Source organism: Chitinophaga sp., from assembly GCF_017745275.1.
Lineage (GTDB): Bacteria > Bacteroidota > Bacteroidia > Chitinophagales > Chitinophagaceae > Chitinophaga.
In genome coordinates, this window is record NZ_JAGHZS010000007.1 from 680,767 (window position 1) to 705,158 (window position 24,392).

Consider the following 24,392-nt stretch of genomic DNA (forward strand, 5'->3'; position numbering starts at 1 on the left):
CGCTATTGGTTGATAATTTCATACGTGGAAAATAAAACAGTTGTGCTACTTGCTACTACTAAGGTTGCCCTTTTTTTTGGATCAAACAATGTTGCAGGTTATGAAAAGAATGGCTTAAATTACTATTACCATGAATCACCTTGCCACCAACACGCCCAGTACATGGATTTTACCGGACCACCTGAAACGCAAGCTGGAAAAACATCCGCTTGGCAGAAACCTTTTTATTACCAATATAGGACGCTATCCTGAAAATACTGCCAGGGAACCGGTAGAAGTAAAAGGGAGCGCGGTATATACGCTGTTATATGCAGCACATGGCAAAGGCTGGATAGAAACACGCGATAAAAAAACGGTCATCAAACCTAACCAGTACCTGCTAATCCCGGCCAACACCGCTTTTCGCATCGGCGCGGCACCTGACGATCCATGGCAGCTCTATACCGTACAGTTTTCCGGGCAACTGGCGGCAGCCATCTACCAGTACCTGGACACCACCGACAAGCCCCGCACCATTCCGCCGCTGGTAGGCAGGAACGCACAGTTCGATGATATCCTGCATCACCTGGACCTGATGAATAATATTGAAAACCTGTTGTACGCTAACTTTCGCTTCTATAGTTTTCTGGGCACTTTCCGCCTCAGTGTTTTTAATTATATGAAACATGGGGCAGATAATATTATAGAACAGTGTATCCAGTTAATGAAACAACGCCTGGATCAGCATCTCACGCTGGCAGATCTTTCCAAAGAAATGGGGTTATCCGCTTCTTACCTCTCCGCTTTATTCAAAGAAAAAACGCGCTACGGACCTATACAGTTGTTTACCTCCCTGCGTATGCAGAAGGCCAGTCAGCTGCTAAGAGAAACAAATTTATCTGTGAAAGAAATTGCGGGAGAAATGGGTTACCCGGACCAGTATACTTTTTCGAGGTCATTTAAATTAGTAATGGGCTTATCGCCTAAAACATTTCGGGATAAATTGTGAGAAAGCTTTTAGCCATTAGCTTTTAGCTTTTAGCAAATGCAGCGAAGACCCAAATAACATAATCTTCGCTGCATTTGCTAAAAGCTAAAAGCTAATGGCTAGAAGCTACTATAGGCTTACCACCTTCCCCGTGCGCACCGATTCGTCGCAGGCAAAGGCGATGCGCAGGCTGTTCAGGGCGTCTTCAACGTGATCAGTCAGGTCTATATTTTCGCGGATAGCATTTAGGAAATACAGTTGTTCCCGGTCACATAAGCCCTGGTGATCCGGTTCTCCTTCCATGGTAATCCAGGTATCTTCTTTCGCAAACTTGCCGTTGGCATCCAATGCTGCGTGATGAAAACGGAGTGACTCAGTTTTCGTATGTGCGTCTACGTTATCAGAGTTACCGGTGGCGCCTGCATCTTTGGCAACGATAGAAACGGAGCCTTCCGGCCCGATAACATCTTTTACAAAAAAGGCGGTTTCGCTCATCATGGGGCCCCAGCCGGCTTCATACCAACCCACTGAGCCATCTTCAAAACGTATTTGCAACTGACCGTAGTTATAATTATCTGCCGGTACGTCGTCAGAAAGACGGGCGCCGATAGCGTATACCTGTATGGGTTTAGAGCGGGTCATCTGGCACATCACATCAATATAATGCACACCGCAATCCACAATAGGGCTCAGGCTTTGCAGCAGGTTGCGGTGTACCGTCCACTTGCTGCCCTGGCTTTGCTGGTTGAGGTTCATGCGCATCACCAGCGGCTTGCCCAGTTGTTGTGCGAGCTCCACAAACCGCTGCCAGGAAGGATGATGGCGCAATATATATCCTACCACCAGCTTTTTACCGGCTTTGCGCGCAGCGGCGGCTACCCGCTCCGCTCCTGCTACTGAGTCGGCCAATGGTTTCTCGATAAATACATGACAACCCTTTTCCAGCGCCATGATCGCGAAGCTTTCATGTGTATCCGGATAGGTGGAAATGCATACAGCATCCGGTTGTGTGGCCGTCAACGCCGTTTCGTAATCACTGTACAAAGGATAACCGCCACCCAGTTTGTCGTTTAATACCTGCTTACTATTGCCGGTAGATACTATACCGCAGATATCAAATCCATCCAGCGTATGATAAGCAGTGGCGTGAGAAGCGCCCATATTACCACACCCTACTACTAATACCCGAATAGGTTTCATTGATCCAGACATATTATTGTGTTTTGTTGTTTGAGCAGAAAGCTGAAAGCATAAAGCAGAAAGCTATTGCAGCGGATGACATTAGCGGATATTCAGGTTCATCATCCGCTACAATAGCTTTCTGCTTTATGCTTTCAGCTTTCTGCCTGTTATAAATCCTGTCGCTTCAGCGCTTTTACGGCGTAATCCGCTGCCCTCGCTGTAATGGCCATATAGGTCAGTGAAGGATTCTGGCAGGCGGAAGATGTCATGCAGGCACCGTCGGTAACGAATATATTTTTTACGGTATGCACCTGGTTCCATTCATTGAGTACGGAGGTACGCGGATCTCTTCCCATGCGGGCGGTTCCCATTTCGTGGATGGCCATACCCGGGTAGGAATCGCGGTCAAATGTCTGTATGTCTTTTAGCCCGGCTGCTTCCAGCATGGCTGCTGCATCTGCGGCCATGTCTTTCCGCATTTGCTTTTCGTTATCTTTAAATTCACAATTGAACTGGAGTACAGGTTGGCCCCAGGCATCTTTCGTGCTGTGGTCCAGTATTACCTGGTTATCTTCATAAGGCAGGCATTCTCCAAAGCCCATCAGGCCCATTTGCCAGGGTCCGGGTTCCGATAAATAATCTTTGAAAGCATTGCCGATTCCCAGTTCTGCAATACCCCTGGCCCAACCGGAACGGCTGCTGTAGCCGGTATAACCGAAGCCACGGATGTAGCCGCGTTTATCGTCGGTATTCACATTCCTGAAGCGGGGAATATAGAAGCCTGCAGGCCGCTGGCCGTAGTAATATTTATCTTTAAACTCATCGGAAGTTCCGCTGGCACCTACATGAAAATGGTGATCCATGAGGTAATGACCCAGTACACCGTGATCGTTGCCGATACCTTGCGGGAAACGGTTAGACACAGAATTCATCAGCACAAAAGTGCTGCCGAGTGTAGACGCATTCAGGAAAATAATATTCGCGTAAAACTCCTGCATCTCTTTGGTATGTTTATCGATGACCCGCACGCCGGTCGCTTTATTTTTACTTTCGTCGTAAATGATACTGTTCACAATAGCATCTGATACCAACGTGAGATTACCTGTTTTGGCGGCAGCCGGCAGTGTAGACGACTGTGAGCTGAAGTAAGCGCCGAAAGGGCATCCGCGGGCGCAACGATCCCGGTATTGACATTTGCCTCTGTCGCCGATAGGTTGTGTAAGATTAGCAGTGCGGAAGATGGTCATTTTTCTGCCGGGAAATGCGGCCTCGATGCGTTGCTTGGATTGCTTCTCAAAACAATTCATCTCCATGGGTGGTTGAAAAACGCCGTCTGGTAAATGATCCAGCCCTTCTTTCTGTCCGCTGATGCCGGCAAATGCTTCCACATGATCATACCAGGGTGCGAGGTCTTTATACCGGATGGGCCAGTCAATTCCTATACCTTGCTTGATATTGGCTTCAAAGTCGAGGTCGCTGAGACGCAGGGAACCGCGGCCCCACATGATAGAGCGTCCACCCACAATATCCGCCCGCATCCAGTCGAAACGTTTCTTTTCGGTATACGGACTTTCCGTGTCTTTAGCCCAGTAGCTTTCGTTAAACTCTGTATACACCCGGTCCCGGACCAGGTAAGGATGTTCTTTGGATTGCGCTATGGTGGTGGATCCGCGGTGTGTTACTTCCCAGGGAGCTTTCAAAGCGGTGGTATAATCTTTCACATGCTCCAGTTGCCGGCCACGTTCCAGCAACAATACTTTCAGGCCTTTTTCACATAATTCTTTTGCCGCCCAGCCGCCTGAAATGCCGGAGCCTACTACAATTGCATCAAATGTATTTAACCCTTTTGCTTTAAGGTTTAAGTTAGCCATACACCGAAAAAAATATTGGTCAGGCTGGAAAATAATAAAATAATGGAGAAGTGAGCAGTTATTTGGTATGAACGGAAACGTGTTATTTTTACGCTAATTCAGTGTTGCAGCGGATTTGACGAGGTGCATTTCTATTTCTTCGTCACACCTCACTCCTCCGTAATTACTGCTTACTCCATATAATTCAGATCTTTCGAAAACGTTTCCTCCATGCGCCACAATGCCAGCAGTGCCGGTATAATAGTTCCCAATGCAATAATGCCCGCAGCCATGGCGATGCTGGTATGTACCTTTAGCAACAGGAATAATGGCGTAAATATATTTACACTGCCCCGCACAAAGTTAGGTACAGTGGTAGCCACCGTAGCACGCATATTGGTACCGAATTGTTCTGCCGCAATGGTTACAAATAACGCCCAGTAGCCGATGGCGAATCCCAGCAACAGGCGTATGCCATAAAAAACAAAGGTACCGGCGCCGGCAAGAGTAAGGTAGACGACCACTGTGGCCAGGGTCAGCATAACGAAAATAAATACTGCCGCGCGCCTGCTTCGCAGATACTGGCTCAATAGCCCGCTACACACATCTTTTTGAGCAGAAAGCAGAAAGCATAAAGCATAAAGCTATTGAAGCGAATGAAAAGCGCAAATAAGTAATCAAATACTCGCTCATATCATTCGCTTCAATAGCTTTATGCTTTCTGCTTTCTGCTCAAAAAAAAAATTTGCGTAGTCAAATAACTACACATATATTTGTGTAGTCAAATAGCTACATAATGAATTTAAGAAGAGACGTATTTCAGGCCATCGCAGACCCCACCAGGCGGGCGATACTCCTGTTGGTGGCTTCACAGGCTATGACGGCAGGCGCTATTGCGGCTAATTTCAACACCGCCAGGCCCACCGTTTCCAAACACCTCCAGATCCTCACTGAGTGTGAGCTGCTGGAGCAAAAACAAACCGGTCGGGAAATTCATTACCATATCAACGCAAAAAAAATGAGAGAAGTCGCCGATTTTATAGAACCATTCCGCAAATTGTGGGATGACAGATTTAATGCACTGGAAACAATTATGAAAACCTACCAGGCAAAGAAAAAAGATTGACCATGGAACTGAAAACGAAAATAGACGCCGCAGACGGGCAACAGGATCTCACGATTACCCGTGAATTTGAATTGCCGGTAGAACTCCTTTTTAAAGCCTATGAAGAACCTGCGATAGTAGAACAATGGATGGGTACCAAAGTATTGAAACTGGAAAATAAAAAGTATGGTGGTTTTTCTTTTGAAACCACGGATCCTAAAGGAAACACGTTTGGAATGAGCGGCACCATCCACGAATTCCGCCAGAACGAAAGCATCACGCGGACATTTGAAATGGCCAACAGTCCATTTTCAGTGCAACTGGAATTCCTTCAGTTTGAATCTCTCAGCGCAGACACCAGCAAACTCACGATGCACATCATCTATAAATCCAACGACCACCGGGACCTGATGCTGAAAATGGGCATGACCAAAGGCATAAACATGGCACATAACCGACTCCAGGAAACTGTTAACAAACTAAAGTAATTCGTTATGACAAAGAGAAACAAAATTATTTACTGGATTGCTACCCTTTGGCTTTCACTGGGAATGGGCTCCAGCGCAATCGTACAACTGCTGGGTTTAAAAGCGGAAAATGATTTCATCACCCACCTGGGTTACCCCCTTTATTTTTTAAAGATATTGGGTACTTGGAAATTACTCGGCATCATTACCATCCTCCTGCCTAAATTTCCATTGCTGAAAGAATGGGCATACGCCGGTTTCTTCTTTGTGACCTCCGGTGCACTGGCATCGCATGTGATATCGCACGACGCCTTCAAAGATATGTTTCCCTCCATCCTGTTAGTGCTGCTGACGGTGACCTCCTGGTACTTCCGCCCGGCCGACAGAAAACTTTCCATTGCTCACTTTAATAATTCCATCGTATGAATCCAAAAGCAGATTTTTATTTCGACAAAGCCGGACAATGGGAGAAGGCTACCATTCAGCTCAGAAGCATTGTGCTGGACTGCGGACTCACCGAAGAAGTAAAATGGGGCTCTCCCTGTTACACGTATAACAACAATAACATCGTGTTAATACACGTGTTCAAAGAATACTGTGCCATCTTGTTTTTCAAAGGTGCACTGCTCCATGACCCGGAAGGGATACTGGTACAACAATCCGAAAACACGCAGGCAACGCGGCAAATACGGTTTACCAGTGCAAAGGAAATAACCGCTATGCAGGCCGTAATTAAAGCTTATATCTATGAAGCCATAGAAGTAGAAAAAGCCGGCCTGACCGTGAAGTATAAAAAAGTAGCGGAGTTCCACATGCCGGAAGAGTTCCAAATCAAACTGGATAAAATGCCTAAGCTGAAAAAGGCTTTTGAAGCATTAACACCCGGCAGACAAAGAGGCTATCTCCTCTTTTTTGGTGGCGCCAAACAAGCCAAAACCCGTGAATCCAGGGTGGAGAAATATATAGATCACATCCTTGCCGGAAAAGGATTAGATGACGAATGATTTTTACGCAAAGCAGCAAAGATTAAAATAGCTTTGCCTCTTTGCTGCTTTGCGTGAAAAACCACTTGCGCTTACTTACCCAAAAATTCATTCACGACGATCAGAAATGCTTCCGGTTCTTTACTACTCTTATCCGGCGCACCTGCTTCTCCCATATACTCCCCATGACCGCCTGGGAAAATAGCCAACTGTCCGTGTGATAACGTACGGGACAACGCGAGCGCATGCTCGGGTAATATCAGTTCCGCCGCGCCATTTATCACCAGTGCCGGCGCCTGTATCGCTTTAATAGCTGCTTCCGGGATATCTTTAAAGGCTTTCATCCTGGCAACGTCCCGGTTGAACATTGCCTGTAATCCTTTAGGATCGGGATTGGTTTTGAGATAGGCTGTCTTTAATTCTTTCGGCATTACGTCCAGTGTAGCATGGGCGAATCCATCGAAGAAGCCGGGAGGTGTGCCGGCACGGCTATACAGTGTAGAGCAGAGGATCAGTTTATTCACCACTTCCGGATGACGAATGGCCACCTGTAACGACGTAGTGCCGCCATTACTGAATCCAAGAATATCGGCTTTGGCAATGTGAAGTTGCTGCAGCAAGGCTGCAATATCATCGGCATCCTGTTCAAAAGTCATTTCGCGATCGATGTCACGGGTATGGCCATGCGCCTGCATTTCCACCGCTATTACCTGGTGCGTTTTAGCCAGCTCCGGTAAAACACGTCCAAAGCTGGATTCAATAGTTGACCCTCCTCCATGAATCAATACCAGCGGGCTACCGCTGCCATGGATTTCGTAATATAGTTGCAGGCCATTGATTGCAGCATAGTGCCCTTTCTGTTGCGCAGTTACCAGTTGTGAGGTACATAGGATAGCACATAGCAATAAAATTAATCTGTACTTCATAAATTCGTTGTTTGAGCCACAAACTTACTCCGGAATTTCGAGGCGGAAGGGTTGTCAAAACGCCAATTTGCGGGGGGATTACGACAACCCTTTTCCGGGATCTGAAAATATGGCCACAACGTATATGCGATCCCGTTTATCCTGCCATTTCCGGCCCTTCTTTTTTGCTCAGCACAAATACCCGGTACATCACTACCCCACTGACCAGGATCAGGGTGGTATAGCTAAAGGCCAGGTTCATCCCATCTTTTGCGGGCAACAGGTACAGCAGCAGGGAACTCAATATAGAAACCATCACATACACCAAACCACCGGTTAATCCGCCGGCAATACCCGCATTTTTGGGAAAGCGCTGCAGGCAGAAAGTAAAATAGTTATTGTAAGTAAAACCCGCGCACACATGCACGAGGAAGGCAAACAACAATACGGTCCATATCTCCCGGAATATATAAAAAGCAACGGCCAGCCCCAACGCACACAATAGCTGCAGGGCCACATTCACACTCATTTTTCCAAGCAGGGGTTTATTAATCAGCGACTTTCCCAGAAAACCACCTACCATCCAGGCAAATCCCAATACCAACGAGCAATAGCCCGTTACCACCGGTGAAAAATTAAAGTAATGCTCGATGATAAACGGCCCCGACATATTATACACCATCACCATGGAGTAAGCCAGTCCCAACATAGAAATGCCCAATGTAAAGCTCCGGGTGCGCAGCATATTCACATAAATGGACAGGATTTTTCCCGGGTGAAAAGCAGTGCTATGCTTAATCGTTTCCCCGCTGTAAATAAGTTCCAGTATAAATAAAATAGCGGCGAAACCACCGAGGAAATAAAAGTTAGCACTCCATCCAAAGCTCACTTCCAGGTAACCACCAATGAAAGGTGCTACTATAGGGCCTGTAGACCAGATAATTGTAAAAATGCTGAGATAACTTTTTAATTTATCTCCGGAATATAAGTCCACAAACAGCGCCCGCTTCGCCACTACCATGGTAGCAACAGTAATACCATTGATGATCCGCATGGCATAGATCACATAGATGCTATGCGTATTGGCAATCACCACACAGGAAATACAAAAAATCAACATGGACCACATAGCAAGGCGGTATCTGCCATAACTATCCAGGATACTGCCCACAAACAACTGGGAAACACCGTAGCTGATCAGGAACAGGCTCAGGGTCAACTGGGCCTGGCTGCCCGTAACGCCCAGATCGGCGGCCATTCCGGGTAAAGAAGGTATGTAGATGTCGGTAGCAAGACCTGACATAGGTATCATCGCAAAGGCGAGTAAAGTAGCGATCCAGATATTTCCTTCTTTGATGGGCCGGGTCGTAATTGTGCTGGTAGTCATTTTTAAGTAGCTATTGATTCGTTCCCGGCAAAATTAGGACTTAATCATTTAAGCGCCACCGCCTTTTTTGTTGCCTTTACGTAAACCGGCCATGATGGCTTTTAACAGTAAAGCTACCATGGCCGGATTTTTTTAGCACAGCTTGCCCGCGGCGTTACTCATCTCCCATAATCCTATCCCCTTTCACCGGCGAATAATCATTTTTTAAGACACCATTAACGGTGAGCTTTTCGAAGTAACACTTTATGCCAGTTGCGTGACTGAAGTCTTCGACATGTTGTATATGGAAGTGCAGGTGTGGTTCAGATGAATTACCTGAATTACCGCAAAGGCCGAGCAGTTGTCCCTGTTTCACCACATCCCCCTGCTTCACTTTTACACTGTTTCGTTTAAAATGCGCGAGGAGGATATATTCTTCATCTTTTGTTTTCAGCAGTATCGCATTGCCGGGAATATAGAGGGCATTCATAACGCCGGGCACATTGTCTTTCACACCATCTACAGCCATTACAATTTCGCCATCACAGGGCGCCAGTATGGGCTGACCAAATGCGTAATAGTCATCGTTGGTTTTGCCATCGGTTTTATAACTGCGACCTTCTTTGTTATTAATGACGATATCAAAGGCGTTTTTCTGAAACGGCACCACCACGTGATAATTCTGTTCCTGGGTATCACCGCCCCAAAACACGGTCCATTCGCCTTTAAAAGGCAGGTGCATGGGGGTTTTATTCCGCAGGGTATCCGGTGCATATGGTTGGGCAAACAAGCCAGTAATCGCATCATTTTGATCGGTGGCCAGTTGTAGTAAAATGGTACCTTTTTCTAAGGCTGCTTTATACACGGCAAACCCGTTTTTGTAAGACATAAACGCGGTGTTCCTGATAGTTCCAAACTGTTTATTGAGGTGACTCAGGAATGCAGTGGTTTTATCCAGTGGCAGCGCGGTTTTGGTGGCTTCAGAAAAGCGGGCGAAAATGCTGTCGTATGCGCCTGCGTTGTAGTATTGCTGAAAGCTGGCGATAGCGGATTTACTGGCAGGCGTTTCTGTTTGGGCAACGGCTATACGAAAAGAAAGCGACCAAACTATTATAAGGGCAACACGTAAGTTCATGGTAAAGATTTATCCTATTCGTTGCACAAAGTATCCATAAACTTACAACTATCACTTTTTTTGGGTTAGACGCATAGAAAAAGCCCATTTGATGGGCTTTTTCTATGTTGAACTTCTTTTTGCCTACTTATCTATTACATTGATTTCATAGATAGATGGCGGCGCAGTAGCTTTAATTACGCGGAACCGCAGCCTGGAGGCATGATAACTACGTGGCAAGCGGATCACTTTACAATCGCCCATTGGTTTTGCTTCCATGAAAATAGTTTCCCAAACGCCGTTGGTCAGTATGTCTACTGCATATTCCCGGATACGAGGCTCCCTGATCTGGGAGAAACCATCTGGCAGTGTTTTGGCATCTTTATATTCAAAGATGCTGATCTTATTGAATGCATCTGCAGGCGACAATTCCATTTCCAATGTAGCAACAGTATCTTTATCTGCGGCTGCCCAGCGACTGCTCAGGCTTCCATCGTTCACCGCTCCGGCGGCATATTGATTTTTAGGATCGGCATAAACACTGGTAGCAGTAGCTGGTTTGTGAGAAGAAATAAAACGGCCATTTTTAGGCAACGGTTTATTCAAGGCCAATCCCAGTCGTTTTCCCAGGCTGATAGCCTGCAAGGCGGTATACTCCCTGATTCGTCCGGTTTGATCAGGTGGAATATTTACAACGAGGCAATTGTTATTATCTGTGCTCCAGTAAAACAGTTCTTCGAGTTCATCCAGCTCACGTACCGGCAACTGCGCTGATTTTTCAAACCAGTTCCAGCGATCGCTGATGCAAATGGTGTGTTCAAAAGGAAGGTAGTAAGATTTTCCATTGTGCAGGTACTGCTTTTTATCAAAGCGGGTGATCATTTGCGGATCCCATAAACGAAAATCTGAAGGGAAATATTGGAAGAAGTATTTATTATCCTCCGTCATTTCACCGGGTATAGTAGCCTGCCGTTTGCCTTCTTCATTTACGATGGTGTGGTTTACACTGACAGCGCAATTGGGATTAAATTTCTTCACCAACTGGTATACCTGGTCAATGCCCCATTCACCTGGCTTGCGGTCCCAGCCCCCGTCCAGCCACAGTTCGCAGATGTTGCCATAGCTGGTAAACAGTTCTGTTAACTGATGCAGCATATAGTCAACATATTTTTGTTTATCGGGATCTTTGTAAGATGGTTCATGCCGGTCCCATAAAGAATAGTAGATCGCAAACTGTAGTCCATACTTTTTACAGGCATCAGATACAGCCTTTACCACGTCGGTTTTCACGGGGGATGTAGCTACATCATACGTCGTATATTTACTGTCCCATAAACAGAAGCCATCGTGGTGTTTGGTGATCAGCAATACATACCGGAACCCGGCGTCTCTGGCGGTACGTACCCATTGATCGGGATCCAGTTGTGTAGGATGATAGGTCTCCACAGGGAGTGTACCATCTGACCATTCTACGTCTGCAAAGGTATTGATGCCAAAATGGATGAACATACCGTAGCCCCGTTGAATCATGCGTTGCTGTGCAGCATTGGGCTTAGCAGATGGTTGCAGTACCTGTGCCTGGCTGAAGTTATACAGGCATGCCAGCAGGGTTGCGAGTAACACGGTTCTCATGATTATCTTACTTTACAAAATCGAAAAAATAAAAGTAAGAGAAGCGTGGCAACTGTTCTGAAACATAAGTGACTTTTACTGGACTTATTTTAACAAAAAGCCGGCACTGGATAAGTACCGGCTTTTTGTTAAAATATCAATGAGATACTATTATTTAAACAGATAACCAATGCACACGCTTATGTAGCGTTGCTTTTGTGTTTCCTCCAGATAAGAATCTGTATTCACGAGACCGAGGCTATAGTTAATATTGAACAACAAGCCTTTCTTCAGCTCATATCCAATCATAAAATTGGCACCCGCATCGAAAGGCTTTACGAATAGCGCGTTGATTGTCCAGTTTGGCATATCTCTAAATTTAACGGGAATACTACCCGTGTCTGTGCTGACTTTCATGGTCCCGCTCAAACCATAAGCAACATAGGCGCCCAGCCCTACAAATAACTTTCCATTGCCTGCCTGATACCTATAAATGAAGTTTACAGGAAATTCAAGGTAATTTAAACGAACTTTTGATTTGACCTTCTGATTGCTAAGGCCGTTGTCAATATCATTTATGACGGCACCTTTCTGGCTAAAAAACAACCCGGGTTGTAATGACAGTTGTTCAGCCAATGGAATATCTGCAATCACGCCAGCCTGAAATGCAGGACATATTTTGGTATCTGTCCTTTTTTTAGTGATGCCCTCGTCTTTTAATAAAAAATTGGCAATACTAAATCCGGCTTTCAGGCCAAAAGTTACTTGCTGCTGTGCCAATGCATATAATCCATGGACCAGTGCTGCAATAAATAATAGAAGGTATTTTTTCATCAGATAGACAAATTGTATCTACCTAAAGGTAAGACAGACATATTTCTTAGCAGAGAGAAAAAAGGGATTTCTATTGAGACAATGAAAAACAGCCATGAGTATGGCATAAAAAGCGGGCTATATTTCATCACATGAAAATATAGCCCACATATCGAAAAAATCTTAGGCTTTCATGATATGTCCCGGGCGTATACCGCAGCCCTGACGGTCTTCATTGAACAACATCTTCATATGACCTACCATCATACCATCCCATCCGGCCTGGCTAAAGTAAACTTCATTGTTTAATTGATTCCGGTAGATCATCATTTTTTGTAGTTGTTGCTGATGACCACCTATTACAAAATCAATATGTGTGCTATCAGTCGCCATTTGCTTGTTACCGGGAAGTTGTTGATCACCGAGATGCGACAAACAGATGACCACCTGGCAACCATGATCTTTTTTAAGACTGGCGGCAATTGCATTGGCAGCAGCTACCGGAGGTAAACAGGCAACACCGGTATTGGAGGCTAGTTGCGGGCCTACGCCGGTGATACCAATTTTGATAGATCCGGCGTACACTATTTTATAAGGAAGTACCCCGCGACGAAGTACGGGATCTGTAAAACGATAGTTGCAATTCACCAGTACAAACTGCATATGAGGCAGCAAAGAGGCTAACGCAGCCTGACCATTGGCGAGTTCCCGGTTACCAATCGTAGCAGCATGATAGCCGGCTTTGTTCATCGCGTGAATCATGTTTAACGACATGTCCAGGCTATGCGCGTGATCGGTGAAATCACCAGCATCCAGGAGCAGGCCTTCCCGTTGTGCAGGTAGTAAACAAGATACTTGTCCATGCATATCATTGGTGTACCAGATCATGCATTCCCGGTTGTTACCAGATAGATAGGTAGTATTATCAGTAATGGCTCCGAGAGATTTGAACGGCTTTTGTAATAACAACAAACCTGTTGCCAGTGAGGCATTACAGAGAAATGAGCGGCGTGATGTAGTCATATTATAGGGGGTATAGAAAAATGTATTGCTGCCTTGCGTATTTCTACGCTTTTTTGTTTTGCTGATTGAAATTTGTTGTCAAGATAGAAATAATTTTTATTTTTGACGAAATTTCCTTGAACACAGAATCATTTATTATCCCTAACTACACCAGATAAAAATTTGTCATGGCAGATCCATTCCTTGCTCAAATTTCAATTGTCGCTTTTGATTTTGCCCCAAAAGGTTATGCGCAGTGTAACGGACAGTTATTACCAATCAATCAGAATCAGGCGTTGTTTTCGCTATTGGGTACCATGTATGGAGGCAATGGTCAAACCAATTTCGCGCTCCCCAATTTAAAGGGGGGTGTTCCCATGCATTGGGGAGGCGGCTATATACAGGGCCAAAATATCGGGACAAATACCGTCACGCTCAGTCCCGCTAATATGCCTGACCACAGCCACAATGTAGTGGCTACGTTGCAACAACCGGTAGGTGCAACAGCTACTGAATTATCGCCTCTGGATGCATTGCCCGCCGATGCAGCAGGTGGTAGTCCCCGATATAGCAGTAAGGCAGACGACCAAATGTCTAAAGTGCCGGTATCTGAATTAGTAACGGATCCAGGCAACGGTGTGCTGAAAACAGAAATAACCGGTTCGAATTCACCGATCAACAATATGATGCCTTACCTGGGCCTGAACTACATCATTGCATTACAAGGTGTATTCCCTTCACAATCTTAACTATACCTAATGTCTACAGGAGATCCATTTGTCGGTGAAATTATTATGTTTGGAGGTAACTTTGCACCTCAAAACTTCGCCTTTTGCAGCGGACAATTACTTCCGATATCAAGTAATACGGCCTTATTTTCCATATTGGGATCTACATATGGAGGAGATGGAAAATCTACCTTTGGGCTGCCTGATTTACAGGCAAAGGTTCCTATAGGCGTCGGACAAGGGCAAGGTCTTACCTCTAGAGACCTCGGAGAAACAGCTGGTGTAACGGATGTAACGTTGACCATTGGAGAAATGCCGGCTCATTCCCATATTATTAATAAGAGAGATTTAGCCTTTCCTGTTGGAGTGGCTAATGATACGCATAATCCTGTCGGACATTATCCGGGCGTAGCCGCTACTACCCCGCTCTATGCCTTGAAAACTGCTAATGTTGGTATGCTACCGGATATAAAGCCTGTCTTGAAGGCAGCTCAATCAGGATATCAAACGCAATCGTTCACGAATATGCAATCGACAGTTCCTATTACTTTCCTGATCTGTTTATATGGAATATTTCCTCCCAGAACATAACCACTAAAATACCCCTTCATGCCATTTATAGGTGAAATAAGAATATTTGCAGGAGATTTTCCACCAGCCGGGTGGGCTTTTTGTCAGGGACAAATACTACCTATCTCAGAGAATGACACACTTTTTGCTCTGATCGGCGACAAGTTTGGAGGAGATGGTCAAACCACATTTGCCCTGCCCGATTTACAGGGCAGAGTACCTCTTCACTTCGGGAATGGATATGCCTTTGCAGCAGCAGGGGGCTTGGAAGAAGTAACGATTCAGGCCAACCAGCTCCCTCCACACAGGCACAATATAGAAGGAGATGTATTTATTCCGGTAATGGGCGCTAATCCAGGTACACAACTGCCGGCAAAAGGTAACTATCCAGCTATTACCAGTGGTAACAAGGTATATAGTACTGTGAAAGACCTTGCTACTACCCCTATCCATAGACTGGCGCCATTAACAGTAGTGGAGACGACTGCCACTACCATGATGACTGTGCAAGGCGCCGGTGGAAGCTTACCTAAATATAATATGCAGCCTTACCTGGTTATCAACTTTATCATTTCACTGTATGGTGTTTTCCCTTCACAAACCTAATAATGGAGGGTAAATAAATATGAAAACAGGAGTACTATTACCAAAATCTACCTTTCATCCTTTACTGCAACACGACTTCCTGCAAGGCATGCAGGCGTATTTGCAATACAGGAATATCAACGTTGAATTCATCACCGCCAATATTGGATACGGTACCGATGAAGACTTGCTGGTGGAGCAGGCCGAAAAGCTGTTGCTGGAACAACAGGTACAGGTACTGATAGTGTATGCCGATCAAATAACAGTGAGCAAAATTGCCAATCTCGCCAAACCTTTAAACCGGCTTGTACTGGTAGTAAATAATGGCGCTAAATATCAGCATGAATGGGAGCCGCATCCGGTGGTATTATCACATACCTTGAACAATGTGATTCAATGCAGATTAACCAGCGCGTATGCAGCCAAACATGCCACATCAGCAGCAGTATGCACCTCTTTTTATGATGGTGGCTATGCTGTTTGTCATTCGATGGTACAGCCATTCGAAAACCTTGGCGGCCAGGTGGAATATAATTTCGTGAGCCAGTATACGGTTCGTGATTTTAATTCAACACCACTGCACCAGTTTTTAAATACCCGGCCGGATGTACAAACCTTGCTGGCTATTTACAATGGTGAACTGGCGCATTGCTTTCTGCAACAATTACAACAGGCGAATATTTCACAGCCACTGCAGATATTCGGTAGTCCTATGCTGCTGGATGAAACAATTACCAGCGTACACGGTTCATTAAAATTACCTTTTCGTATCACAGGCTATGTGCCCTGGGTATCTACCCTCAACAATAAGGCAAATCTGTTGTTAAAAGAACAGTTTACACATTATACCGGCAGAGAAGTGAATTTACCCGGCATGCATGGCTGGGATACCGGGATGATCCTCGAACACATTTATAATACCGGAGATATACATCGTTTTCGTGCGAGAGAAATACTGGCTGCCCTGCAGCATATCACCCTGGATAGCCCCAGAGGTGCCTTACAGATGGATACTACTACCAACTACATGATAACGCCGGCCTGGCTGGTGCAAACCAATGAAGACTTTGAGATGGAAGTAATTGGTGGAATTGATAATACCGCCCCCCTATGGCAGGAAATTGTAAACGAGAAAAGAGGCGTCGCCACCGGTTGGATTAATACTTATCTCTGTGCTTAGAACAGATCAGAGAATTGACTGAATCATTTTTCATCCTGGAAACAGGGTGTTATTTATATTTTTATTTATCCCAAGATAATCCCCTTATATGAAGCTCCCTTTACGCAGGACTTTAATCATGCTGCTCTTATTGACTGGCTTAGCACACTATACCAAAGCACAGTCACTGGGACCAGGCGACATCTTATTTACCGGTTTTAACTCCTATGACGACAATACCAATGGGCTCACACAGAACGATAAGTTCTCCTTTGTGCTGCTCAAGGATTGCCCTATTGGTGACTACATCACTTTTACAGATCTGGGCTGGACAGCAGCCAACCATTTTCAATCGCTGTCCTGCGGTGCTGGCAACGGCTCGCAAACAGATGGTGTGATTGAATGGAGAAACACGACCGGGAGTAAAATCCGTGCCGGCCAGCAAGTAGTAATTTCCTGTAAATACAATCCGGTTGCTTCATTAGGAACAATTAGCCATAAAACAGCTACTGCCAGTGATCCCAATGTTTATATCAATATTGGAGAAGCAGGTGATCAGCTCTTTGCTATCTCAGGCGCCATTGCTAACATCAGCAATCCAACGGTCATTGCCGGTATTAACATCAACCGCACCACCTGGGATGCTACTTTAAATGACTGCGACTTTACTTCTTCCCAATCTATGCAGCCCGGTACAGGAACGTTTCCCAGCATACCTGCCGTTAACGCCAGGTATAACTGTTTATCAGGAACAGCAGGTACCCGTGCAAGATTAACCGCCTTAATTAATGATCCATCCAAGTGGAACCAGGATAACACCTTATCTTTCCCGGTACCCGCGGGCTTTGACCTGAATAGTCCTACTCCCTGTAATTTGACCATCGTAAATCCAAGCACGGCGGGTGTTGTATATGTTAAAAAGAATGTGCAGGGTGACGGTAGCAGCTGGACTTCTCCACTGCCAGAGTTAAGAGATGCATTGGCCGCTGCTGCAGATCCACTCAATGGAATCAAACAAATCTGGGTAGCAGCAGGTACCTACACGCCGTCTGCCAGCTCAGACCCCAATGCGAGCTTTGTGATGCCTTCTAATATTGCTATCTATGGCGGATTTCAGGGGCAACCTTTTGAAACCTCCATTGCTAACCGGAATATTCCTGCCAACCGGGTAGTACTAAGTGGCGACCTGGGAAGAGATGACGCTGATAGCGTTCTGCTGAATATCTCCGGTATTAACGGTACTAACAGCTTACATGTAGTTACTGCTACCAACGTAGGCAACGATACACTGGATGGTGTAATTATAACAGCAGGACAATCCAGTGGCCGGGGTGGTGGTTTAGACGTTAATAGTGCATTTATAAGAATCTACAATACACAATTCAGCGGCAATTCCGCCATTTCCGGAGGTGGTGCTATTGGTATCAATAATGGGTCTGTATATGTTATCAACAGTACTATTTTTGGAAACCAATCAGGTTCAGCAGCAGGTATCTATGGAACCAATTTAGCTAATTTGAGGCTGACCAATGTTACGATAACAGGTAATACCCTAATTGGAAGTAGTAGCACTTCCACCGCAGTATATATTAATAGTGGTAGTATAGGGGGGAATAACTGTATCCTCTATGGCAACCTCCCTTCAAGCATCCCCGACTATAATTATGGTGGCGGTGCAGGAGGTTTTCTTAGGTATTCTATTGTCGGAACCAGCTACTATAGTACCTCCGTTCTCACTCCACAGACGATACCGGCTGTGGAGTTTGTAGATGCCGCTGCTGGTAATCTGCAATTGACAAAAAATAATTTCGCCATCAATCATGGCGATCCACAGACTAATGTTGGCCCGTTAAACCCGCAAGCGGGTTCGCTGGACTTAGCCGGCAAAACCCGTATCAATAATACAGTCATTGACCTGGGGGCATACGAATACCAGGCCATTGCCCAAACCATCACTTTCCCTATAATACCGCCGGTGACCTATGGCGATGCCGATTTTAATCCGGGAGCAACTACTACCGGAGATACAGCCATCGTTTACTCCTCGTCTGATATAACAGTGGCGGATACCGTAGCCGGTAAAATTCATATAAAAAAGGTAGGTACCACTACCATTACAGCCAATGCGCCGGCCACGAATGCTTATCTGCCGGCCACGGCACAAATGCAGAATTTGACCGTTAAGCCCAAAGATCTGCTTATCAAAGCTAATGATGTTACACGTGCATATCATACGCCGAATAGCGACACCAGCTTTACCATTACCGGCTTTGTGAATGGTGAAGACTCTACACAGGTCATTACAGGACGCTTAAAAGCTACCTTTGGCGGAGATGTCAACAGCGGAACAGGTACTTACCAGATACAACCAGACGTGAGCGGCATCACAGCGCCTAACTATCACCTGAATACCCAGGCAGGCACGCTTACTATTGTAAAGGGATCGCAAACAATCACCTTCCCGCCTATCCCTGCCAAAACATACGGAGATGCACCATTTACCATCAATGCCACCAGCAGTGAAGGTTTACCAATCATCTTCAATGTAACCAGCGGGAATGCGACTATACTTGGCAATACCGTCACTATTCAGGGAATTGATAGTGTGACAATCACCGCTTACCAGGGAGGGGATGGCAACGTGCTTGCCGCCACACCGGTGTCGCAAACTTTCTATATAGCGCCTAAAACCCTCACGGTAACGGCTAATGCAAAAACGAAAGCCTATAAACAGCCGAATCCAACACTGGATTATACGGTTACAGGTTATGTATATGGACAAAACAGTGGCGCGTTCAGTGGAATCCCGGATATCAGTACTACTGCAGATGCCAACAGCGCTGTAGGTAAATATCTCATTTCAGTAACCCAGGGCGGATTAACAGCTACTAATTATAATTTCAGCTTTGTAAATGATTCTCTCACTGTAATACCGGCCAGTCAAACAATTACGTTTGACCCGATTGCCAATAAAACATACGGTGATGCAGCGTTTACCGTAAATGCCACCAGCGATGCCAACCTGCCGGTTACTTACAGCGTGGTTAGCGGGCCCGCTACCATTGCCGGTAATACTGTTACCATTACCGGTGTTGGTAATGTGACAATTGCTGCCAACCAGCCAGGTAACAGCAATTACCTGGCAGCTACACAACAAACACAATCTTTTACAATAGATTCAGCGATACTCACGGTAACGGCTACACCGAAAACAAAAGTTTACGGGCAGCCAAATCCAACACTGGATTATACCATTACCGGGTTTGTAAATAATGAAGATAACAGCGTAATAAGTGGCAACGCCAACATCAATACCACCGCCGATATTAACAGCAATGCAGGTAAATATCTCATTAATGTAACACGGGGCGGATTAACTGCAGCAAATTATACTTTCATTTTCGTGAACGACAGCCTGGAAGTGACTCCGGCTACACAAACCATCACCTTCTCCCCTATCGCTGATAAAACTTATGGCGATGCACCATTTACACTCAGCGCCAGCAGCAGTACGGGCTTACCGGTTACCTTCGCAGTAATCCGCGGCAACGCCACCTGGGATGGCAGCAACGTCACCATTACAGGTACCGACAGCGTCACCATTGCGGCTTATCAGGCAGGTGATGGTAACCATGCTGCAACTGAAGCGAGACAGTCGTTCAACATTGCCAAAGCAGAACTGTCCGTTATTGCAGCACCTGATTCCAGGTTCTATTTACAACCGAATCCGACATTACGGTATTATATCTCAGGAATGGTATATGGAGAGAAAGATTACGAGGTAACCTCCGGCATTGCCAATGTAAGCACCCCTGCGGATAATAACAGTGACGCCGGCAAATATGTCATCCACGTAACACAAGGCACCCTGGTTCTTACCAGCTCCAACTACAACCTTAAATTTGTAGATGATTCACTGGAAGTAATGCCAGCCACGCAAACGATCACCTTTGATCCTATTGCTAATAAAACATACGGTGATGCACCGTTTAAATTAAACGCCATCACTAATGCCAATTTACCGGTTTCTTTCAGTGTACTCACGGGACCAGCCAGTATCAGCGGTGACACAGTTACTATATTTGGTACCGGCTCTATTCTGCTCGCTGCCAACGCGGATGGTAACCATAACTACTCTTCTGCCGGACAAGCGACACAATCCTTTACAGTAAACAAAGCCAACCTCACGGTGACGGCTAATCCAAAAACAAAAGTCTACCTGCAACCTAATCCTACACTGGATTATACGTTTACAGGTTTTGTATACAATGAAGATAACAATGTGATACACGGCACAGCTGATATCACCACCACTGCTGATGTTAACAGCATCGTGGGCAAATACCCTATCAATGTAGCAGTGGGTGGATTGACTGCCAACAACTATACCTTTAGTTTTGTTAATGACAGCCTGGAAGTAACTCCGGCTACACAAACTATCACCTTTAGTCCTATCCCTGATAAAACTTATGGTGATCCGTCATTCACGCTTAATGCCAGCAGTGATATCAGCTTACCGGTTACTTTCAGCGTAGTAAGCGGACCTGCAACTGTGAGCGGTAATACCGTCACCATCACCGGTACCGGTCAGGTAACTATTGCTGCCAACCAGGCGGGCAACGGTAATTATGCAGCCGCACAAACTACCCAATCATTCAATATCGCCAAAGCGATACTCACAGTAACAGCTAATCCGAAAACCAAAGCATACAAACAACCTAATCCAACACTGGACTACCAGATCAGTGGTTATGTATATGGTGAAAACAGCAGCGTTGTTTCCGGCATTGCAAACATCAGTACCGCAGCAGATGTAAACAGCCCGGTAAATAAATACCTCATCACCGTAGCACAAGGCGGCTTAACGGCTACGAACTACAGCTTCCAGTTTGTAAATGATTCACTGGAAGTAACGCCGGCCACACAAACCATCACCTTTGCTCCTATCAGCAATAAAACATATGGTGATGCCGACTTTACTGTAAACGCCAGCAGCGATGCCAGCCTGCCGGTTACCTACAGCGTAGTAAGCGGTCCCGCTACCATCAATGGCAATACCGTAACCATTACGGGTACCGGCAACGTTACCATTGCTGCTGATCAGGCGGGCAATAGTAATTACCAGGGTGCCACACAGCAAACACAGTCCTTTACTGTAAATGCTGCAACACTCACGGTAACGGCTAATCCAAAAACCAAAGTATACAAACAACCGAATCCAACACTGGATTATACGATCACAGGTTTTGTAAAGAATGAAAACAGCAGTATCGTAAGCGGCAATGCCACCATTACCACCACTGCTGATGTGAACAGTGCTGCAGGCAAATACCTGATCGAAGTAACACAAGGCGGATTATCTGCCCCTAACTATACCTTTGCTTTTGTGAATGACAGCCTGGAGGTAACTGCAGCTGCACAAACTATCGACTTTAGCGCTATCTCCGGTAAAACATATGGTGATGCACCATTTACCGTTAACGCTACCAGCGATGCAGGTTTACCGGTAACTTTCAGTATAGTGAGCGGGTCTGCAACTGTGAGCGGCAATACCGTGACCATTACGGGTAGCGGAGATGTAACTATCGCCGCTAACCAGGCAGGTAGCAACGATTATTCAGCTACTCAAACCACACAAACCTTCAACATCGCCAAAGCGAAACTCACGGTAACGGCTAAGCCAAAAACCAAGGTTTACTTACAACCTAATCCAACATTGGATTATAGCATTACAGGCTATGTATACAACGAAAACAGCAGTGTTGTTTCAGGAATAGCGGCAATCAGCACTACTGCAGATGTTAACAGCCCCGGAGGACAATATCCTATTACTGTTGGATCAGGCAATTTAACCGCTGTCAATTATGATTTTGATTTTGTGAATGATTATCTGACAGTAACACCGGCTGCTCAAACCATCACCTTTACCCCGATTGCGGGTAAAACTTACGGAGATGCACCATTTACGGTAAGCGCCAGCAGCAGCGCAGGCTTACCTATTACTTACAGTGTAGTCAGTGGTCCGGCCACCAACGCTGATAATACTATTATCATTACCGGTGCCGGTACTGTGGTTATTGCCGCTGACCAGGCAGGCAACACTAACTACGGCGCAGCCACCCAACAAACTCAATCCTTTACTGTTGCTCCTGCCACACTCACTGTGCGGGCAGTTGACCAGTCAAAAAATTACAAACAGCCGAATCCGACACTGGATTACCAAATCAGCGGTTTCAAAAATGGTGATACCAAAAGCGTGGTAACAGGTATCCCGGACATCAGCACCACTGCAGACATCAACAGTCCGACAGGCACTTATCCGATTAACGTAAGTCTTGGTGGACTTGCGTCGCCTAACTATACCTTCAGTTTCCAAAGCGGTACCCTGTATGTGAATACTGCAATACAAACGATCACTTTTGATCCTATTCCAAATAAAACATATGGTGACGCACCATTTACCATTACTGCCACCAGCGATGCCGGTTTACCAGTGAGCTTCAATGTACTCAACGGTCAAGCCATCGTAAATGGTAATACGGTTACCATTCTTGATGCAGGAAACGTGACATTGACGGCCATCCAACCTGGTGATGGTAACTATGCACCTGCAAATTCGGCATACCAATCATTCAGCGTTGCTAAAGCCCTGCTCACCGTAAAAGCGAACAGCAAAACCAAAGCATATCAGCAAGCTAATCCAACACTGGACTATACCTTTGCCGGTTTTGTAAATAATGATAACGCCAGCGCTGTAACAGGTATCGCTCAAACTGCTACTACGGCTGATATTAATAGCCTTCCGGGTAGTTATCCGATTACCATCACTCAGGGTACATTAAGTTCCAGCAAATACAACTTCAGCTTCCAGAATAATTCACTCACCGTAACAGCGGCCGGACAGAGCATTTCCTTTACGCCGATTCCGGCTAAAACATACGGAGATGCCGCATTTAGCTTAAACGCCACCAGCAGTGCAGGCTTACCTGTTACATATAGTGTACTCAGCGGGCCGGCTACCATCAATGGTAATAACGTTACCATCACCGGTGCTGGCAATGTAACCATTGCAGCCGATCAGGCTGGAAATGGCAACTACCAGGGTGCTACAAGGCAAACACAATCCTTCACTGTATCACCAGCTACATTAACAGTGAAAGCAGATGATAAACAGAAAGTAACAGGTACTGCTAACCCGACATTTACTTATACTGTCACTGGCTTTGTAAATGGCGATAACAGCAACGTGGTAACTGGTGTACCTACCTTCAGCACAACTGCGGACAACAGCAGTGTACCTGGTACTTATCCAATTACTGTAGCTGCGGGATCATTAAGCGCCCCTAATTATCAGTTCACAACGGCGAATGGCACTTTAACAGTTACTCCAACTACACAAACCATCACCTTCCCGGCTATTACGGGTAAAACATACGGTGCAGCTGCGTTTACACTCAACGCTACCAGCACCAGCGGATTACCGGTGACTTACAACATCGTAAGCGGACCAGCTACCATCAGTGGTAACACCGTTACCATCACCGGTGCTGGCAATGTGACCATCGCGGCTAACCAGGCAGGTAATGCTACTTACTTACCGGCTACGCAGGTAACACAAAGCTTCACCGTAGGCAAAGCAACGCTGACGGTAACTGCGGTGAATGCTTCCAAAGTATATCAACAGCCTAACCCGGCGTTTACTTATAATATCACCGGATTTGTAAATGGGGAAAATAACAGCGTGGTAACTGGTACGGCTGCACTTAGCACTACCGCTACTACCAACAGCACGCCAGGCACTTATCCGATCACAGTAGCTATTGGCTCGTTGAGCGCTACTAACTACCAGTTCACACTGGTAAATGGTACCTTAACGATTGGACAGGCTAACCAAACGGCTCAAACCATCACCTTCCCGGCTATTACGGGTAAAACATACGGTGCGGCAGCGTTTACACTCAATGCTACCAGCACCAGCGGATTAC

At 45.8% G+C, this 24,392-nt stretch carries 19 protein-coding genes; 10 read left to right on the forward strand and 9 right to left on the reverse strand.

Annotated elements, in window-relative coordinates; all coding sequences use genetic code 11:
• Positions 1–130 precede the first annotated feature (130 nt).
• The gene (locus tag J7623_RS22340) at positions 131–988 is read left to right on the forward strand and encodes an AraC family transcriptional regulator (RefSeq protein WP_291924558.1); all 858 of its coding nucleotides are present in this window, start codon (positions 131–133) and stop codon (positions 986–988) included.
• Between the two features lie 108 nt (positions 989–1,096).
• On the opposite strand, the gene J7623_RS22345 is transcribed toward J7623_RS22340, so the two are convergent.
• From J7623_RS22345 to J7623_RS22355, 3 genes are all read right to left on the reverse strand, one after another.
• Positions 1,097–2,167, reverse strand: coding sequence for a Gfo/Idh/MocA family oxidoreductase (locus J7623_RS22345; RefSeq protein ID WP_291924560.1), 1,071 nt, complete (start codon positions 2,165–2,167; stop codon positions 1,097–1,099).
• Positions 2,168–2,316: 149 nt separating this feature from the next.
• A complete protein-coding gene (locus J7623_RS22350) occupies positions 2,317–4,020 on the reverse strand; it encodes a GMC family oxidoreductase (protein WP_291924561.1) in 1,704 nt (567 codons plus the stop codon).
• A gap of 170 nt (positions 4,021–4,190) precedes the next feature.
• Positions 4,191–4,541 carry a hypothetical protein gene (locus J7623_RS22355; RefSeq protein WP_291924563.1) on the reverse strand — a complete coding sequence of 117 codons (351 nt, stop codon included), beginning with the start codon at positions 4,539–4,541 and terminating at the stop codon, positions 4,191–4,193.
• A gap of 254 nt (positions 4,542–4,795) precedes the next feature.
• Here J7623_RS22355 and J7623_RS22360 point away from each other — a divergent pair, with 254 nt between their 5' ends.
• From J7623_RS22360 to J7623_RS22375, 4 genes are read left to right on the forward strand one after another with little or no spacing between them, the layout of a single operon-like run.
• A complete protein-coding gene (locus J7623_RS22360) occupies positions 4,796–5,125 on the forward strand; it encodes a metalloregulator ArsR/SmtB family transcription factor (protein WP_291924564.1) in 330 nt (109 codons plus the stop codon).
• A 2-nt stretch (positions 5,126–5,127) separates the two neighbouring features.
• A complete protein-coding gene (locus J7623_RS22365) occupies positions 5,128–5,592 on the forward strand; it encodes an SRPBCC domain-containing protein (protein ID WP_291924566.1) in 465 nt (154 codons plus the stop codon).
• A gap of 6 nt (positions 5,593–5,598) precedes the next feature.
• Complete coding sequence (locus J7623_RS22370) at positions 5,599–5,997, forward strand: DoxX family protein (protein WP_291924568.1); 399 nt, start codon at positions 5,599–5,601, stop codon at positions 5,995–5,997.
• Positions 5,994–6,575 carry a DUF1801 domain-containing protein gene (locus J7623_RS22375; RefSeq protein ID WP_291924570.1) on the forward strand — a complete coding sequence of 194 codons (582 nt, stop codon included), beginning with the start codon at positions 5,994–5,996 and terminating at the stop codon, positions 6,573–6,575. Before J7623_RS22370 ends, J7623_RS22375 begins: the two co-directional genes overlap by 4 nt.
• 71 nt (positions 6,576–6,646) lie before the next feature.
• Here J7623_RS22375 and J7623_RS22380 read toward each other — a convergent pair whose 3' ends face one another.
• The 6 genes from J7623_RS22380 to J7623_RS22405 form a co-directional block, all read right to left on the reverse strand.
• Positions 6,647–7,480: an alpha/beta hydrolase gene (locus J7623_RS22380; protein WP_291924571.1), complete on the reverse strand. Its 834-nt coding sequence runs from the start codon at positions 7,478–7,480 to the stop codon at positions 6,647–6,649.
• Positions 7,481–7,616: 136 nt separating this feature from the next.
• Entirely contained in the window at positions 7,617–8,846 is a 1,230-nt protein-coding gene (locus J7623_RS22385) for an MFS transporter (protein WP_291924573.1), read from the reverse strand.
• A gap of 154 nt (positions 8,847–9,000) precedes the next feature.
• A complete protein-coding gene (locus J7623_RS22390) occupies positions 9,001–9,960 on the reverse strand; it encodes a peptidoglycan DD-metalloendopeptidase family protein (protein WP_291924574.1) in 960 nt (319 codons plus the stop codon).
• A gap of 123 nt (positions 9,961–10,083) precedes the next feature.
• Positions 10,084–11,571: an alpha-L-fucosidase gene (locus tag J7623_RS22395; protein WP_291924576.1), complete on the reverse strand. Its 1,488-nt coding sequence runs from the start codon at positions 11,569–11,571 to the stop codon at positions 10,084–10,086.
• A gap of 150 nt (positions 11,572–11,721) precedes the next feature.
• Complete coding sequence (locus J7623_RS22400; protein WP_291924578.1) at positions 11,722–12,384, reverse strand: porin family protein; 663 nt, start codon at positions 12,382–12,384, stop codon at positions 11,722–11,724.
• Between the two features lie 162 nt (positions 12,385–12,546).
• A complete protein-coding gene (locus tag J7623_RS22405) occupies positions 12,547–13,386 on the reverse strand; it encodes a hypothetical protein (RefSeq protein WP_291924580.1) in 840 nt (279 codons plus the stop codon).
• A gap of 167 nt (positions 13,387–13,553) precedes the next feature.
• Here J7623_RS22405 and J7623_RS22410 point away from each other — a divergent pair, with 167 nt between their 5' ends.
• From J7623_RS22410 to J7623_RS22430, 5 genes are all read left to right on the forward strand, one after another.
• Complete coding sequence (locus J7623_RS22410; RefSeq protein ID WP_291924581.1) at positions 13,554–14,114, forward strand: tail fiber protein; 561 nt, start codon at positions 13,554–13,556, stop codon at positions 14,112–14,114.
• Between the two features lie 9 nt (positions 14,115–14,123).
• Entirely contained in the window at positions 14,124–14,684 is a 561-nt protein-coding gene (locus J7623_RS22415; protein ID WP_291924583.1) for a tail fiber protein, read from the forward strand.
• Positions 14,685–14,702: 18 nt separating this feature from the next.
• The gene (locus J7623_RS22420) at positions 14,703–15,269 is read left to right on the forward strand and encodes a tail fiber protein (RefSeq protein WP_291924585.1); all 567 of its coding nucleotides are present in this window, start codon (positions 14,703–14,705) and stop codon (positions 15,267–15,269) included.
• 19 nt (positions 15,270–15,288) lie between these two features.
• Positions 15,289–16,428 (forward strand): ABC transporter substrate-binding protein, encoded by a 1,140-nt coding sequence (locus tag J7623_RS22425; protein WP_291924587.1) that lies wholly within the window; start codon positions 15,289–15,291, stop codon positions 16,426–16,428.
• 88 nt (positions 16,429–16,516) lie between these two features.
• Positions 16,517–24,392: MBG domain-containing protein (locus J7623_RS22430; protein ID WP_291924589.1), on the forward strand; the 7,876-nt coding region annotated here is incomplete at its 3' end.